This is a genomic window from Taklimakanibacter lacteus (assembly GCA_003576695.1).
GTDB classification, from domain to species: Bacteria; Pseudomonadota; Alphaproteobacteria; order Rhizobiales; family Aestuariivirgaceae; genus Taklimakanibacter; species Taklimakanibacter lacteus.
This window is the reverse complement of sequence record QOZQ01000004.1, coordinates 117,419-132,923: the sequence shown is the minus strand read 5'-3', so window position 1 is coordinate 132,923 and position 15,505 is coordinate 117,419. Positions and strand designations below refer to the sequence as shown.

12 protein-coding genes are annotated in these 15,505 nt (G+C 64.2%); 4 read left to right on the top strand and 8 right to left on the bottom strand.

The annotated features are described in order from the left end of the window. Positions 1–39 precede the first annotated feature (39 nt). From DT068_RS08830 to DT068_RS08790, 8 genes are all read right to left on the bottom strand, one after another. Complete coding sequence (locus DT068_RS08830; RefSeq protein ID WP_119389451.1) at positions 40–771, bottom strand: hypothetical protein; 732 nt, start codon at positions 769–771, stop codon at positions 40–42. Continuing rightward, positions 768–2,921, bottom strand: coding sequence for an AAA family ATPase (locus DT068_RS08825; protein ID WP_119389450.1), 2,154 nt, complete (start codon positions 2,919–2,921; stop codon positions 768–770). The genes DT068_RS08830 and DT068_RS08825 overlap by 4 nt, the downstream gene beginning before the upstream one ends. Before the next feature lie 24 nt (positions 2,922–2,945). Next, the gene (locus DT068_RS08820; protein ID WP_119389449.1) at positions 2,946–4,634 is read right to left on the bottom strand and encodes a hypothetical protein; all 1,689 of its coding nucleotides are present in this window, start codon (positions 4,632–4,634) and stop codon (positions 2,946–2,948) included. A 148-nt stretch (positions 4,635–4,782) separates the two neighbouring features. Next, a complete protein-coding gene (locus DT068_RS08815; protein ID WP_119389448.1) occupies positions 4,783–5,148 on the bottom strand; it encodes a cupin domain-containing protein in 366 nt (121 codons plus the stop codon). Between the two features lie 12 nt (positions 5,149–5,160). Then, on the bottom strand, positions 5,161–6,168 hold the full coding sequence (locus DT068_RS08810; RefSeq protein ID WP_162914079.1) for a DUF1176 domain-containing protein: 1,008 nt from the start codon (positions 6,166–6,168) through the stop codon (positions 5,161–5,163). Then, on the bottom strand, positions 6,165–7,388 hold the full coding sequence (locus DT068_RS27945; protein ID WP_162914078.1) for a CCA tRNA nucleotidyltransferase: 1,224 nt from the start codon (positions 7,386–7,388) through the stop codon (positions 6,165–6,167). Before DT068_RS27945 ends, DT068_RS08810 begins: the two co-directional genes overlap by 4 nt. Further along, entirely contained in the window at positions 7,385–8,017 is a 633-nt protein-coding gene (locus tag DT068_RS08795) for a CoA pyrophosphatase (RefSeq protein ID WP_119389445.1), read from the bottom strand. The genes DT068_RS27945 and DT068_RS08795 overlap by 4 nt, the downstream gene beginning before the upstream one ends. Beyond that, entirely contained in the window at positions 8,014–8,607 is a 594-nt protein-coding gene (locus tag DT068_RS08790; protein WP_119389784.1) for a DUF1285 domain-containing protein, read from the bottom strand. The genes DT068_RS08795 and DT068_RS08790 overlap by 4 nt, the downstream gene beginning before the upstream one ends. Positions 8,608–8,700: 93 nt before the next feature. On the opposite strand from DT068_RS08790, the gene DT068_RS08785 reads away from it, so the two are divergent. Genes DT068_RS08785 through DT068_RS08770 form a run of 4 tightly spaced genes read left to right on the top strand, consistent with a single transcriptional unit; the run spans position 8,701 to position 15,477 of the window. Then, positions 8,701–9,708 carry an AAA family ATPase gene (locus DT068_RS08785; RefSeq protein ID WP_438816421.1) on the top strand — a complete coding sequence of 336 codons (1,008 nt, stop codon included), beginning with the start codon at positions 8,701–8,703 and terminating at the stop codon, positions 9,706–9,708. Between the two features lie 6 nt (positions 9,709–9,714). Continuing rightward, positions 9,715–10,617 (top strand): DUF58 domain-containing protein, encoded by a 903-nt coding sequence (locus DT068_RS08780; RefSeq protein ID WP_119389443.1) that lies wholly within the window; start codon positions 9,715–9,717, stop codon positions 10,615–10,617. Beyond that, positions 10,617–13,412 carry a DUF4159 domain-containing protein gene (locus DT068_RS08775; protein ID WP_119389442.1) on the top strand — a complete coding sequence of 932 codons (2,796 nt, stop codon included), beginning with the start codon at positions 10,617–10,619 and terminating at the stop codon, positions 13,410–13,412. The genes DT068_RS08780 and DT068_RS08775 overlap by 1 nt, the downstream gene beginning before the upstream one ends. A gap of 1 nt (position 13,413) precedes the next feature. Next, a complete protein-coding gene (locus DT068_RS08770) occupies positions 13,414–15,477 on the top strand; it encodes a hypothetical protein (protein ID WP_119389441.1) in 2,064 nt (687 codons plus the stop codon). The last annotated feature ends 28 nt before the right edge of the window (positions 15,478–15,505 follow it).

Sequence of the window (15,505 nt, the reverse complement as noted above, 5' to 3'; positions counted from 1 at the left end):
GCTCATGCGACAGCCTTGTTATCAGCTTGGCGAACACGATCAAGGCTGTTCGCCGAGCGGCGTGCATTCGGTCTGCAGGAGGTCGGGATACATGTCGAAGCCGCGCATCAGGAGCTTTATCCTGAGACCATAGGACGTGATCTTGCAACGGCTCACCGCCACCGGCACCGATGCCGCGACATAATCGGGGAAGAACAGGCCGTGTCCGTGCAGGATCGACCAGACTTCGTTGAAATTCGTGGCGCGGATGCGGAAATAGATGCTGTTCTGGTCGGTGCAGGGCAGCGCGTGGCAACCTTGCACGGAATGCTCGTTCTCATGCGGCAGGATTTCCTGCGAGTTGGTCAGATAGACGATCTCGTCGCGCTTCACCGTCGTGAGATAGAGGATGGCGTGGAAGATGAAGACGACAGCCGGGATGAAGACGAACCAGGCAAAGACCGCCGAGACGAACAGGAATATGCCGGCGCGTGTCTTGGAGAACATCCGGTTCTCATAGGCGTCCTCGTAATAGACCGCCTTGTCCCACAGGAGCCGGAACAGGTGCCAGATCCACCTGATGGGCGTGAACAGGAAGCGCGCGACCGGACGCAGGATGCGCAGATAGATCCAGGTCAGGGCCTGCATCAGCTGAAACAGGAATTTGTGCAGCGCCGTCAGGTCATGCTGGGTGCGCCCGGTCCATGAACGCGCATGGACCTTGTCCCGCTCATGAGCCCGCTCCTCGACTTTCTTCTTGAGCGCCTCCACATCGTCGCGCAGGTTGCTCATGACGGCCTGATCTCGAAAGCGGCCCGTTTCGGATTATAGGCGAGATCGAGCGGGCCGCGCTTGTCGCTCTCCAGGATCATATTGACGATGATGGGCTCAATATTGGCCTGGATGAAGCCCGGCAGACCCCGCGCGCCGATCGCCGGGTCGTAATGGCCCTTGCAGAAGGCCTTGAGATCGGCCTCCGCGACCGTGATCTTGATGCCCTCCTGGCCGTAGGTCCTGTCCATGCCGTCGAATTCGCGCCGCACGATCTTCTCGATCGAGGGCAGGTCGAGCTTGTTGAAGCAGATGATGTTCTGCCGGCCCGCGAAGCGGTTGAGGAACTCCGAGCGGTAGGTCTTCTCGATCTCCCTGATCGCCTCGGCATTCGCTTCCTCGAGGCTGAACTTCGGATTGAGGAAATGCGGCTGGCCGATATTCGTCGTCATGATGATGATCGATTCGGAGAACGACACGGTACGTCCGACATTGTCGGTGAGCCGCCCGTCGGAAAGGATCTGCAGGAAGACATTGAACACGTCGGGATGCGCCTTCTCGATCTCGTCGAACAGCAGCACGCGGAGCGGGTTCTTGCGCATCGCATTGGTGAGGATGCCGCCCGCCTCGAAGCCCTCATAGCCGGGCGGCGCGCCGATGAGGCGCGAGACGGCATGCTTCTCCATGTATTCCGACATGTCGAAGCGGGTCAGCGCCTTCTCGTCATCGAGCAGGCTCGCCGCCAGCGCCTTCGCCATCTCGGTCTTGCCGACGCCGGAGGGGCCCAGGAACATGAAGGAGGCCTGCGGACGGTCCTGGTTGCGCCGACCGACCCGCGCCGTCTTGACCGCATTGGAGAGCGCGCGCACCACATGGTCCTGGCCGAAGATGCGGGACTTGAGCTCGGTCTCGAGATTGCGCAGTTTCTCCCGCTCGTTCTCGTTGAGCTTGCTCACCGAGATGCCGGAGATCTGGCTGAACTCGCGCAGCACGATATCACGCGACAATTCGAGATGATCGTTGAGCTCCTTGGTCAGCGCATCGAACGCGGCGCGGTTGGTGGTGATCTCCTCCTGGAACTTGCCGATGCGCTGCTTGAGATCGCGCACCGCATCGGATTCGATCCCTGCCCCCGTGGCCAGGCGCGCGAACTTGGCGATGCGTCCGGTGATCTCGCCGACCGGACTCTCGGCCGGCGACTGCCGCGCCGCCGTTTCCGCCTCCAGCTGCTTGTCGAGCTCCTCCTCGAGCTCGAGCACCGCGACCTCGCCATCACGCTGGCGCTTGTAGAGCGCCTTGATCCTTTCCTGGCTCTTGCCCCACCGCTCATGGACTTGCGCCAGCGCTGTCTCGGCTTCAGCGAGCTGCTTGTCGGTCTTCGCCGCTTTCCTGGTGGCTTCCGCCTCTTCGAGCCCTGGTGGCCTGCGGTGGGCGCCGAGCCGGTAAGTCGAGAGCGCCCGGTCGAGCAGCGAGACGCTGCGCTCGGGCTGGGCCCGGCTCATGCCGGCATCGCGCGAACGGTATTTCGAGGTGAGATCGATCGCCGTGCGCAAGGCGCTTTCGGCGATACGGATGCGATGGAATTCCTGCAGATGCTCCGCCCGCTCGGCGACGATCTGGAACAGGGCCTCGCCTTCCGGCTCCGCCAGGTCGACCAAGGTGAACAACTCACGCAAATCCGAATGGCTCTTGAGGATGACATCGAGATCCTCATCGCGCGCTTCGAGGATGACTTGCGTCTTCTTCGACTTGATCGCAAGGCAGAGCGCATTGATGAAATGCAGCGTGCCCACATTGCGCGCCGCCTCGATGAAGTCGCGCGTGTCCTCGATGATCAGAACTGAATCGGGCGTGCGGTCGAGGGTACCCATCATCCTCTGGAACGATTCCCGGATGCTGACCGGATCGCCCGAGGAGAACAGCGCATCGGTGTCGAGCCAGAACAAGCGCTTGTTGACGATGTCGAAGGGCGCATCCGGGTCCTTCTTGCTCGCCTGCAGCCCCATGCAGAGGGCAGTGCAGCCGACCCCGCCCGGTCCGACCAGCAGAACGGAATTGGCCATGTTGCGGACCAGGATCGACGACAGCTTCTTGAGCTCGGCGTCACGCCCGACCAGGCGGAATTTCGGCGCCTTGGCGAGGTAGTCTTCGCCGCGGGTGAGGAAACTCATGGCGCTCCCCCTATCCGGCGCGCACTAGCGCTGGCCGAGCTTGAAGGGCGACGGCGTCGGCCCTCCTGCCGCAGCAGGCTCGGGGCCGGCATTGCGCTGCGGCCGCGCCACGTCGGCATTGACCGCGATGGCGTCCTGCACGTCGCCCTGCACATCTTCGGCGAGCTTCTTGAGCTCATCGAGTTTGCTGCGCATGTCGGAGAGGCCCTCGCGCGTGATGTTGGTCGCCGCGCGCACCACCTCGCCATAGGCGCCGAGGTCATCGATCGCCTTGGACAGGTCGCTGTTCTGCTCCTCGATGCCCATGGCGATGCGGATGCTTTCCTTCTGCGCCACCTTGTTGGTGTTCTGGGCCATCTGCTGCAGTGTATCCTTCGCCATCGCCGAGGCTTCACCAAGGGCGGCGGAAGAAACCGCCTGCAAGACGACGCTCAGGCGGTCGGCGACACCCGATATGCCCTGGCTGTGCATGGTGCGCGCCCGGATCGCCTGCTGGTCGACGGCATCCTTCATGGTCTTGATGCGGATGGCGCCGGAGGTGAGATCGGCATAGGTCGCCATCGTGTCGGCGGCCGAGGCATCCAACATGGTGATATGCTGCTCGACCGCCATTTTCTTCTGTTCGCGCGCCATCTGCGCGATCATGTCCTCAGCACCCTGCGCCGGCGGCTGCAGCTCGTCGCGGATATTCTGGTTGCCGTCCGAGGCCTGCTTTATGCCCTCGTTCATGATGGCGTAGACGGTCCCCATCATATTGTTGGCATCGAACAGATTCTCCACCTGGCCGTTCATCTGGGCCAGATGCTCACGCACCGAGCCGACCCGCGTCTTGGCGGTAACGACGAAATTGACCGCTGCATCGACCAAGGCCTTCTGGCGCTGCTTGTGGTCGTCGGCGCTGATGTCGAGAAGCTCGCGCAGCTTCTTCTTCTGCTCGACATATTCGCCGAGTTCGCTTTCGGTCGGCGTCTGCTTGTCGAGCTGGGCGATCTCATCCGAAAGACCGTCCAGCGAATCGACCACCCGTCTCAGCTCCTCATTCTTGCGCGCGATCTGGGTGCGGGCCTCTTCCTTGACGCCGCCCAGACCGAAGAAGCTGCGCTGCTCGCCCAAGGCGGCAATGTCGGAATGGATGCCCTCGACCGATGATTTGAGGTTGTTGAATTCCATCCGCTTGCTTTCCTTGAGGCGCAGCAGCTCCTCCTCGCGCTTGCGGTCGCGCAGGATTTCCTGGAAGGCCTCAAGCGTCAGGCCATTTGTCCGCAGCGTATAGACCGCATCGATGATGTCGGTCAGCGGCTGCATCTTGTTGTCGAATTCGACCAGCGAGGTGTTGAGCTCGTCATAGACCTGCTTGAGCTCGGAAAAGGTGCCGGTATCGGTGAGCCGGATGATCTCCTGCGCCATCTCCTCGCGCTGGCTCTGCAGATATTCCTTGAACAGCTCGAATTCCTTGATGCGCTCGCGGTTCTGCTCCTTTGTGCCTTCGAAGGTCAGCAGCTTTGCAACTTCCTCCCGCTTCGCCTCGGGCCTGGTGTTCTCGGCGAACATCACCTTGAAGAAGCTGTTGGCGGAGATATTGGCGAAGCGCGGATCGGCGCTGACCTCTTTCTTGGCGGCGGTCGCCTCGGCGGCGCGGTGGCGGACCGCCTCGGTCAGGACGTCGGAAACGTCGGTTTTCTGCTGAAGTTTCGGCTTGGGAGCGTCGGCCATGGAAGTGGTCTCTCCTGCAGAAGTTATCGCAGGGGCACATATAGGGTGGAACCCGCGGGTCGTCCAGCGCTCGACGCACAGAAATTTGTGCCGGCCCGCCCCTTGCAGGGACGGGAACCGCACCACAGATGTTGTTGTTCCGCGCGCCTCAGTCCTTCGGCATCAGGATCACATAGTGCTTGCGCACCTTCTCGACCGTTTCCCAGGTTCCCTTGAAGCCGGCCGGGATCAGGAAGCCATCGCCGGCCTTCAGCGTCCACTTCTTGCCCTTATGGTTAGTGAGCACGGCCTTGCCTTCGATGAAGTGGCAGAATTCCCACTCCTTGTAGTCGACCTTCACCTTACCGGGCGTCGATTCCCAGATGCCTGAAAACAGCCGGCCGTCTTCGCCGGTGAAGTGGTTCCAGGTCTTGGTCTTGTATTGCCCCTTCAACAGCGTGCCCGGGCTCGCCTGCCCCTTGTCGACCTTGGGCGCGGATTTGCCCGTGGTCTTCATCACGATGATATCGGCCATTCTGTGCTCCCGTTATTTTGCTTGATGTTTGTAGATGATCGGCCACTCTTCACTGTCTTTGCCATTGTCGCAATCCGGCCACGCTCTGAATGCGACGAGCTGGAAGGAATAACCCGACCACACCCACTGCCCGGCTGAGCCGCAATCGCCGATACCGCGCCTCTTGTAGAAGGAATTGAGGCTTCCGGATTTGGGATCGAAATCCGAATTGAACAGTTGGTTGGTGCCGGTCCAGCTGTCGCCATAATCGGCAAAATAGAGAAGCTGCAGGTCGTCGCGCCGTTCGAAGAAAAAGAGCTGGGTGACGTTGTAGGGACCGGCGAAGCATTGCGCGATATGGAGCGCGAAGCCGCCCGGCAGATGATGGCTCTCGATCTCCTGATTCTCGGGCGGCGGGTCGCAATCGAACTTCACCCGCGCCGCGATCTTGTCCGCAACTTCCTTCGATGCGGTGAAGCCGGCTTCGCCCTCGACGCCGGTCGGAGAAGATATCTCGGCTGATTTCCCGACCCGGTTCTGCTTGTCATCGACCCACAAAAGGACTGCCGCAAGACCTGACAGCGAGAAGTCCTCCGTCCGCGTCTTTCCGTCCGCCGTCTCATAGGAAAGGCTGAGCTTCCGGCCCTTCCTGAGGGAGGCGAAGAGCTTGTCGAGATCGGAGCCGCCGGCAATGCCGAAAGTGACGCCGTCGGCATCGCGCAGATAGCCATATTCCTCATAGAAGCTGACCGCTTCGCCGCCATCGACGGAGACCTGCATTTCACCTTCCGTCCTGGGCTGCGGCACGTGCTTGAGGTGGAAGCGCATCGACCACCACGACATATCGCCGCTCGCCCGGGTGAATCTCAACTGATAGCCGGTACCGCCCATGACCATGCCGCCGGCACCGGAAGCGGTCGCCGTGCAGTAAAGGTCGTCATCGCAGTCCGCCGTCCAGTCTCGCACGGTCTTGACTTCCGCCGGCGCCAAAGCGGGCAGACCCACCAGCCCCATGACCAATAGGAATGCGCGCAACATCATTCCGGCTTCTCCATGTCCAGTTTTTTCAGGAGATCGGCCTTCGTCGCCGAGAAGTCTGACGCGATCCACCAGTCTTCGAGCCGCGCAAGCTCCCGGCCGATCGTCGGCCCTGCCTTGAATCCAAGGCTCAGGAGATCCTGTCCGCCGAGCGGAAAGCGCGGGACCGGCCATTGATCGACGAAGCCGAGAAGCGCCGACCAGGATTTGCTTGCAACCGTATCCTTCGAACGGGCCCAGGCGAGCCGCACCAGATCGCGCCAGGCTTCGGCTCCCAGTTGATAGAGCACTGCGCGCCTTTCGCGCTCCCTGAGCTTCGGCGTCGGCGCCGCATAACCGGCGATCGCCTCGAGCCGCCGCATCTCGGCATTGGTGAGGCGCAGGCGCTCGCGCAAGGAAAGCGCATCCCTGGCGATGAGCGAGAGGCGCAACAGGGCATCGGGCTTCAGCCCATGCGCCCGATCGATCTTCGCCATGCGGCTGAGAGACTTGAGATCACGCGGATGCGGCACCAGCACCTTGAGCACATTGCGCAGGGCCATCAGCTTGATGGTCTCGCTCGCCCGTTTCGCCTCGAGCAGCTTGAACAACTCCTGCCGGATGCGCTCGCTGGAGAGCGTCTTGAGCTTGCTTTTGTGACGGATGCAAGCGGCAAGCCCGGTGCGATCGGGACCGCCTTCGCCATAGCGCGCATGGAAGCGGAAGAAGCGCAGGATGCGCAGCGCATCTTCCTCGATCCGTTCGGCAGGTGACCCGACGAACTTGACTCTCTTTCTTAGGATATCTCGATAACCCTTTGTAGGATCATATATTTTTCCATCACCAGAACAATAGAGCGCGTTCATGGTGAAGTCGCGCCGGCGGGCATCGGCCTCCCAGTCGTCGGTGAAGGCGACGCGCGCTTTGCGCCCGAAGGTCTCGACATCGACGCGCAGCGACGTCACTTCGAACGGCTTGCCGGCGGCGACCAGCGTGACGGTGCCGTGATCGAGGCCGGTCGGATGCACGCCAAGCCGCGCCTTCTCGCCCGCCGCCATGATGCGATCGGGAGTCAGCGTCGTCGCGATGTCGATGTCGTTCACCGGCTCGCCGAGCAGCGAATTCCGCACTGCGCCACCGGCGACGCGCGCCTCGCCACCCGCCGCCGCGATCGCGGCGAAGACGCGGCGCAGTGCCGGATCGATCAGCCAGGCTTCATGGGCAAGCGAAGGCGGTGTCTTCATGAGTGATAGAGGCGGTCATAGAGATTCATGATCATGCCGGCAGTGGCGCCCCAGATATACCTGTCGCCATAGGGCATGGCATAAAAATATCTTTCCCTGCCCTGCCACTCGCGGCTGTGCCGGAGATGATTCTCCCCGCTCATCAAAAAGCGCAGCGGCACCTCGAAGACGGCGGCGACCTCATCTTCATGCGGGGCCAGCACGAAGCCCGGGCGCACCAGCGCCACCACCGGCACGATGCGGAACGAAGTGCGGGTCAGATAGGCGTCGAGAAAGCCGATCGGCTCGATATAGGTCTGGTCGAGCCCGGTCTCTTCCCGCGTCTCCCGCAAGGCAGCAGCCAGCGCGTCGGCATCGCCGTGGTCGATCTTGCCGCCCGGAAAGGCTACTTGACCGGCATGGCTCTTGAGGTGGTCGGTTCGCTGGGTGAGGAGCACGGTGAGTTCCGGCTCATGCAGCACGATGGGGACGAGCACCGCCGCTGCCCGGATGGGGGCCGAATGGTCGATCGCCCTGAGATCGGGATTGAGATCGTCATCGCTGCGCCCCACGGCTTCCGTGGCGCTTTTGAGCAGCCGCGTCGCGGCGCGCGCCCGGAATTCGGCCTCGTCGAACCGGAACCCGTTCATGTGGGGAGGGCGCCGATCTCGGCGGCGCGCTGCATCGGCCAGAATTGCCCCCCTGACCAGACGCCGAACCATTCGCCCTCGACCACGCCCAGCGCCACCAGATCATAGAAGAGCGCCCGCGCCACGAGAGCCTCGAGCCTGCCGCGCACCAGCACATAGGGTTTCAACCCGTCGGTTCCTTCCTCCACCGCCACGCGCAAGGGATGCGCCGCGTCAATTGCGACAATGTCGTCCGTATTGGTCTCGAAGGTGATCGCCTGGTCGCGTCCCTTGCCCGAGACAGCCATCCGGATGGCGACGAAAGGCGCGTCATCGACCCTGATGCCGCATTTCTCGACCGGCGTGACCAGGTAATATTTACCGTCCTCGTCATGGCGCAGCACCGAAGCGAAGAGCTTCATCAAGGGTTTGCGGCCGATCGGGGAGTTCAGATAGTACCACAGGCCGTCCTGTGCGATGCGCATGTCGATGTCGCCGCAGAAGGGCGGGTTCCACAGATGAACCGGCGGCATGCCCTTCCTGCCCGAGGCTTTCTCCGCCTCCTTGAGCCCGGCCAGGGGATTGCCCGGATCGCGCTCCGGCTTGGTCATGATAAGGCCATGCTTGTTCACAAGGATTTCATTAACGGAATCGGCCTTTGGCCCACCAGATTTGGTTTCGTAACCGGTTCGGCCCAAACTATAGTGAGCCCCATGGCAAGCATCAATGAAGCTGACAAGCATATCGTCTCCGAACTCGACCAGATGGCCGGCCGCCTCGAGAAGGTGCGCGAAGCCATCGGCAAGGTGATTTTCGGCCAATCCGAGGTCATCGATCTCTCCCTCACCGCCATCCTGGCCGGCGGCCATGGTCTTCTGGTCGGCGCCCCCGGCCTTGCCAAGACCAAGCTCGCAACCACGCTCGGCCGTGTGCTGGGGCTTGAGGAGAAGCGCATCCAGTTCACCCCCGATCTGATGCCGGCCGACATCCTGGGCTCCGAAGTGCTGGATGAGAGCGACAGCGGGCGCCGACAGTTCCGCTTCGTGCCGGGTCCGGTCTTCTGCCAGCTCCTGATGGCCGACGAGATCAACCGCGCCAGCCCGCGCACGCAATCGGCGCTGCTGCAGGCGATGCAGGAACATCACATCACCATTGCCGGCGTGCGTCACGATCTGCCGCGGCCTTTCCACGTGCTCGCCACCCAGAACCCGATCGAGCAGGAAGGCACTTATCCGCTGCCGGAAGCGCAGCTTGACCGTTTCCTGGTCGAGATCGATATCCCTTATCCGGCGCTCGATGCCGAGCGGCGCATGCTCTTCGCCACGACCGGCACCGATGAAGAGGAGGTGCCGGCCGTTCTCACCTCCGGCGAGTTGATGAAGATCCAGCATCTCGTCCGCCTGATGCCGGTCGGCGAGCAGGTTGCCGATGCGATCCTGAGCATCGTGCGCACGGCGCGGCCGGGACCTGATGCGGATGATTTCGTCAACAAGACGATCGGCTGGGGTCCATCGCCCCGCGCCAGCCAGGCCTTGATGCTGGGCGCCCGCGCCCGCGCTTTGCTCGGTGGCCGGCTGTCGCCCTCGATCGATGATGTGCTGGCCCTTGTCGGACCCGTCTTCCGCCACCGCATGGCGCTGACTTTCAGTGCGCGCGCCGATGGCGAGACGATCGACAGTGTGATCGACCGTTTAAAAACGCGATTGAGCTGAAGCCTTATGCAGGAACGGGCTGCCCTTGCCCTCAATGACCGCGCCGGGAACCTGTCGGGCGCGCTTCCGGCCTTGCTTGTCGAGGCGCACCGGATCGCGGCCACGGTGATCATCGGCGTGCATGGCCGTAAGCGCTCGGGCCCCGGCGAGACCTTCTGGCAATACCGGCCCTATTCCTTCGGCGACAATGTCCAGCAGATCGACTGGCACCGCTCGGCGCGCTCCGATCGCGTCTTCATCCGCGAGAATGAATGGGAGGCGGCCAACACACTGTGGCTGTGGGTATCCCCGGCGGTCGCCATGACTTTCCAGTCGCATCTGGCGACGGTCTCCAAGGGCGAACGCGCCAGGCTCCTCGCTTTGGCGGTGGCGAGCCTTGCGGTGCGCGCCAATGAGCGCGTCTCGCTTCTGGGCAGCGATCTGGCCCCGGCCCATTCGCGCCCGGCGCTGTTGCGCCTGGCGCAGACGCTCATCACCGCACCTGCCTCGGATACCTTGCCACGCGCTATCCGGCTGCCGAAATTCTCGACCGTGCTGATGTTCGGCGACTTCCTCGAGCCGCCCGAGCGCATCGCCCGGTCGCTCGGATCGATCGCCGCCAATGGCGTTGCCGGGCACATCGTCCAGGTCTGCGATCCGGCCGAAGAGACCTTGCCCTATCAGGGCCGCGTCCAGTTCGAGGAAATGGCGGGGCCGCTCACTTATGTGGCGGGCAAGACCGAAAGCCTGCGCGAGGCCTATCAGGCGAAGTTCGCGGAGCAGCGCGCGCGGGTCCGCGACATCACGCGGCGCATCGGCTGGAGCTTCGCCGTCCATCGCACCGATGAGGCGCCCTTGCGCATCCTGCATGCGCTGCACGGGCTCATCGGTGGCGAGAAGAGCCGCGCCAATCAGGCAAGGGCCTTCTGATGCTGCAGGGCCTTTCCTTCCTCACCCCCTGGGCGCTGGCCGGCCTTGCCGCCTTGCCCGTCATCTGGTGGCTGCTGCGCTTCACGCCGCCCAAGCCCCAGCATGTGCGCTTCCCGCCATTGCGCCTGCTGCTCGAGCTGGTGCCGCGCGAGGAACAGCCGGACAAGACACCCTGGTGGCTCCTGCTTCTGCGGCTTGCGCTCGCAGCCCTTCTCATCCTCGCCGTCGCCCATCCGCTGCTGTCGCCGCGTGACGCGGCCAGGCTTGCCGGCAATCCGCTGCTCATCGTCGTCGATGACAGCTGGGCCGCCGCCAAGGACTGGGACACGCGCCTTGCCGTGCTGCAGGACCTCGCCGCCTCGGCGCAGCAGGCGGGCGTGCCCGTGGCGGTGGCCGCAACCTCACCCTCGGCCCGCCCGGGCGATCTCGCCCCGCAGGCCGCTCATGATGCACTGAGCCGTCTCACCGCGCTGACCCCCAGGGCACTGCAGCCCGACCGCCTCGGCCTGCTTGAGCGTCTGAAAACGACCTTCACCGACAATAGCGGTCTCACGGTGGTCTGGCTCTCCGACGGCCTCGATCACGGTTCGGCTGCGGCCTTCGCGCGGGGACTGCTGGCACTCAATGGCGGACAGGCTGATCTTGAGGTGATCTCAGGCCCGTCGACCGCGATTCCCTTGGCCCTCGCCGCACCTGAAATCGAAGGCGGCCGCATGAAGATCGCGGCCCTGCGGACGCCCTCGTCCGAAGACACCAAGGTCGTCGCCCGGGCCCTTGCCGGCAATGGCCGCAGCCTGGCCGAGACGACGCTCGCGCTGCGTCCCGGTTCGCAGCGCGCCGAAGGCTTCATCGACCTGCCCCTCGAATTGCGCAACGAGGTCGAGCGCGTCGAACTGACGAATGAGCGCAGCGCCGCCGCCATCTATCTTCTCGATGACCGCTGGCGCCGCAAGACGGTGAGCCTGATGGCGGGCAGCACGCTCGAATCGGCACAACCCTTGCTCTCGCCGCTTTATTATGTCTCGCGCGCTCTCGAGCCATACACCGAGATCTCGGAGCCCAAGCAGGCTTCCGATCTCAAGAACGAGCTCGATGCCGGATTGTCCGTCCTCGCTCTGGCCGATATCGGCGTGCTGCCGCAGGACGAGCAGGACATGATCCAGGGCTGGGTCGAACGCGGCGGCCTGCTCCTGCGTTTCGCAGGTCCCCGCATGGCGGCGGCCCAGGATCCGCTGATCCCCGTCACCTTGCGCGAAGGCGGCCGCGCTCTGGGCTCGGCGCTGTCCTGGGAGACGCCCCAGGCATTGCAGCCTTTCGCCGAGACCAGCCCCTTTGCGGGCCTCACTCTCGATACCGCCGTCGTCGTCAATCGCCAGGTGCTGGCCGAGCCCGCCGCCGATCTCACGCCCAAAGTATGGGCGAGCCTCGCCGACGGCACGCCCCTGGTGACCGCCGAGCAGCGCGGCAAGGGCCTCATCGTCCTCTTCCACGTCACCGCAAATGCCGATTGGTCGAATCTTCCGTTATCTGGCATGTTTGTCGAGATGTTGCGGCGCATACTCGACCTCGCCCCGAGCGCCGGCAGCGGCGCCAATGCGGGTACTCAGGTGGCGACAAGCCAGGCGGCCTTCACGCCCCGTCGCGTGCTGACCGGTACGGGTGATTTTGCCGATCCTTCGCCCGATGCCGAGCCCATCGCCGCCGCCGATATCGACACGGCCAAACCCTCACCGACACATCCGGCCGGCCTCTATAATCGTGGCGGCCTCGAGCGCGCCATCAATCTGACACTCGCCCAGGACGACCTGAAGCCCATGGGTGCCCTGCCAGGCGGCGCGCAACTGCGCGGCATGGAGCGTGCGCCCGCCATACCCCTGGCTCCCTATCTCTTCGGCCTTGCCGCCGCCCTCTTCCTCCTCGACTGCATCGCCGCTCTGTGGCTTGCCGGCAGCTGGCAAAGGCTGAAGACACGCCGCGCCGGAGCCGCCATCGTCATCCTGCTGGTGCTCGGCGCCGCTGCAGCGCCGGACATGGCTCGCGCCCAGGACGCCGCTTCCGACCAGTTTGCCCTGAGCAACACGTTGCAGACCAGGCTCGCTTACGTCGAGACGGGCGACGCGCAGGTCGACGAGACCAGCCGCCAGGGCCTCGCCGGCCTCGGCAATATCCTGGTCGAGCGCACCTCCGTCGAGCCGGGCGAGCCTGTGGCCGTCAATCTCGAGCGCGACGAGATCGTGTTCTTCCCGCTGATCTACTGGCCGATCCTGCCCGATGCGCAGGCACCCTCGCCCGCCGCCCTCGCCAAGCTCAACACCTATATCAAGAATGGCGGCACCATCTTCTTCGACACGCGCGAGGACGGTGCTGACCTGAACAGCCTCATGGGCGAGGTCTCGGGCGCCACGCTGGCGCTGCGCCGCGTGGTCGAGAAGCTCGACATCCCGCCGCTCGAGCCGGTGCCGCCCGATCACGTGCTGACCAAGGCCTTCTATCTCCTGCAGGCCTTCCCCGGCCGCTATGAGCGGGGCCAGCTCTGGGTCGAATCGGGTGAAGGCGGAACCGGTTCCGGCAACGCCGACGGCGTGACCTCGGTCATCATCGGGGCCAATGACTATGCCGCGGCCTGGGCGCAGGATACCCGCGGCCAGCCGCTCTATGCGACGATGCCGGGCGGCGACCGGCAGCGCGAATTCGCCTATCGCACCGGCGTCAACATCGTCATGTATGCGCTGACCGGCAACTACAAGGCTGACCAGGTGCATGTCCCCGCTTTGCTCGAAAGACTGGGGCAGTAGCATGAACTGGGACATCACCTTCGCCCCCATCGTGCCCTGGCCGGTCCTCGTCGCCCTTGCCGTGGTCGGGCTCGCTTTCATCGCCATCACCGTGATGACGCGCGGCCGCGGCTGGATTCTGCGCGGCCTTGCCTTGGCCCTCCTGCTCGCCGCCCTCGTCAATCCGAGCCTGCGCAACGAAGACCGCGAGAATCTCTCCGACATCGCCATCGCCGTCGTCGACCACAGCCGCAGCCAGGGCTTTGGCGACCGCACGCAGCGCACCGAGCGTGCCCTCAACGATCTCAAGCAGGCGGTGGCGCGCCTCGGTAACACCGAGCTGCGCGTCGTCACCGTGACCTCGAATGTATCGGCCGAGAATGACGGCACCCGCCTGTTCGGCGCCCTCAACGAAGCCCTTTCGGAAGTGCCGCCCGAGCGTTTTGCCGGCGCCGTCTTCATCACCGACGGCGAGGTCCACGACGTGCCGGCCGAGCCCGGCAAGCTCGGACTGAACGCGCCCATCCACGGTCTCATCACCGGCAGCCGCAAGGAGATCGACCGGCGCATCATCCTCGAGCAGTCGCCGCGCTTCGGCATCGTCGGCAAGGAGCAGACCGTCCGCTTCCGGGTCGAGCAGACCGGCAGTCAGGCGAGCCCCATCGGTGTCACTATCCGCCTCAACAATGGCGAGGAGCAGACGATCGACGTGACGCCCGGCCAGAGCGTCTCGCTGCCGGTATTGGTCGACCATGGCGGCCAGAACATCACCGAGATCATCGCCGATGCATTGCCGGGCGAGATCACCGAGCAGAACAACCGGGCGATCTCGATCATCGAAGGCATTCGCGACCGCTTGCGCGTGCTGCTGGTCTCCGGTGAGCCGCATCCGGGCGAGCGCACCTGGCGCAATCTGCTGAAGGCGGACGCTTCCGTCGACCTCGTCCACTTCACCATCCTGCGCCCGCCCGAGAAGCAGGACGGCACGCCGATCAAGGAGCTGTCGCTGATTGCGTTTCCGACCCGCGAGCTGTTCGTGGAAAAGCTCGACGAGTTCGATCTCATCATCTTCGACCGTTATCAGCGGCGCGGCATCCTGCCGATGATGTATCTCGCCAACATCGCCGACTATGTGAAGCGCGGCGGCGCCGTGCTGGTCGCCGCCGGCCCCGATTTCGCAGCCGAGGACGGTCTCTACAACACCCCGCTCAATGCCGTCCTGCAGGTCGCGCCCTCTGGGCAGATCCTCGAAGGCGGTTTCAAGCCGCAGGTCACCGATCGCGGCCAGCGCCATCCGGTGACACGCGGGCTGCCGGGTGCTGAGGGCACCACGCCCAATTGGGGCCGCTGGTTCCGCCTCGTCGATGCCGAGGCCCAGGCGGGCGAAGTCGTGATGTCCGGTCTCGACAACAAGCCGCTCCTCGTTCTGTCGCGCGAGGAGCAAGGCCGCCTGGCTCTGTTGCTGTCCGATCACGGCTGGCTGTGGGCGCGCGGCTATGAGGGGGGCGGCCCGCAGACCGAATTGCTGCGCCGCCTCGCGCATTGGCTGATGAAGGAACCCGATCTCGAGGAGGAATATCTGAGCGGCAAGCAGGACAACGACAATATCGTGATCGAGCGGCGCACCATGGCCGACACCGCCAATCCGGTGATGGTCACCTTGCCCTCGGGCGGCACGAAGGAAGTCGAGCTCAGGCAGGTGACCCCGGGTGTCTGGCGCGCCGGCCTGCCGGTGACCGAACCCGGCATCCACCGCCTTGCCGACGGCAAGCTCACCGCCGCCGTGGCGATCGGCAGCGCCGATCCCAAGGAGACGGCCGACCCGGTGGCGACCGACGCCAAGCTCGCCCCTGTGGCGAGAGCCACAGGGGGCGGCCTCTACTGGCTCGAGGACTATTCAGGCCTGCCCCGTATCAGCAAGGCCGATGCCGGCCGGCAGATGGCGGGCTCGGGCTGGCTCGCTCTCAAGGCCAACAAAGCGCATCGTGTGCGCGCCGTGCACGAGCTCCCGCTGTTCTCAACCCTGGGCAGCCTGGCTTTGCTGCTGATGGGTTTCGCCGCCATGTGGTACCGCGAAGGCCGCTGAGCCTTTCGCGATTGGCCTTCAGGCCAAT

Excerpts from the sequence above, each read along its gene's own strand:
- DT068_RS08830 (WP_119389451.1), bottom strand. The coding sequence starts at position 771 with ATGAGCAACCTGCGCGACGATGTGGAGGCGCTCAAGAAGAAAGTCGAG.
- DT068_RS08825 (WP_119389450.1), bottom strand. The coding sequence starts at position 2,921 with ATGAGTTTCCTCACCCGCGGCGAAGACTACCTCGCCAAGGCGCCGAAA.
- DT068_RS08820 (WP_119389449.1), bottom strand. The coding sequence starts at position 4,634 with ATGGCCGACGCTCCCAAGCCGAAACTTCAGCAGAAAACCGACGTTTCC.
- DT068_RS08815 (WP_119389448.1), bottom strand. The coding sequence starts at position 5,148 with ATGGCCGATATCATCGTGATGAAGACCACGGGCAAATCCGCGCCCAAG.
- DT068_RS08810 (WP_162914079.1), bottom strand. The coding sequence starts at position 6,168 with ATGATGTTGCGCGCATTCCTATTGGTCATGGGGCTGGTGGGTCTGCCC.
- DT068_RS27945 (WP_162914078.1), bottom strand. The coding sequence starts at position 7,388 with ATGAAGACACCGCCTTCGCTTGCCCATGAAGCCTGGCTGATCGATCCG.
- DT068_RS08795 (WP_119389445.1), bottom strand. The coding sequence starts at position 8,017 with ATGAACGGGTTCCGGTTCGACGAGGCCGAATTCCGGGCGCGCGCCGCG.
- DT068_RS08790 (WP_119389784.1), bottom strand. The coding sequence starts at position 8,607 with ATGACCAAGCCGGAGCGCGATCCGGGCAATCCCCTGGCCGGGCTCAAG.
- DT068_RS08780 (WP_119389443.1), top strand. The coding sequence starts at position 9,715 with ATGCAGGAACGGGCTGCCCTTGCCCTCAATGACCGCGCCGGGAACCTG.
- DT068_RS08775 (WP_119389442.1), top strand. The coding sequence starts at position 10,617 with ATGCTGCAGGGCCTTTCCTTCCTCACCCCCTGGGCGCTGGCCGGCCTT.
- DT068_RS08770 (WP_119389441.1), top strand. The coding sequence starts at position 13,414 with ATGAACTGGGACATCACCTTCGCCCCCATCGTGCCCTGGCCGGTCCTC.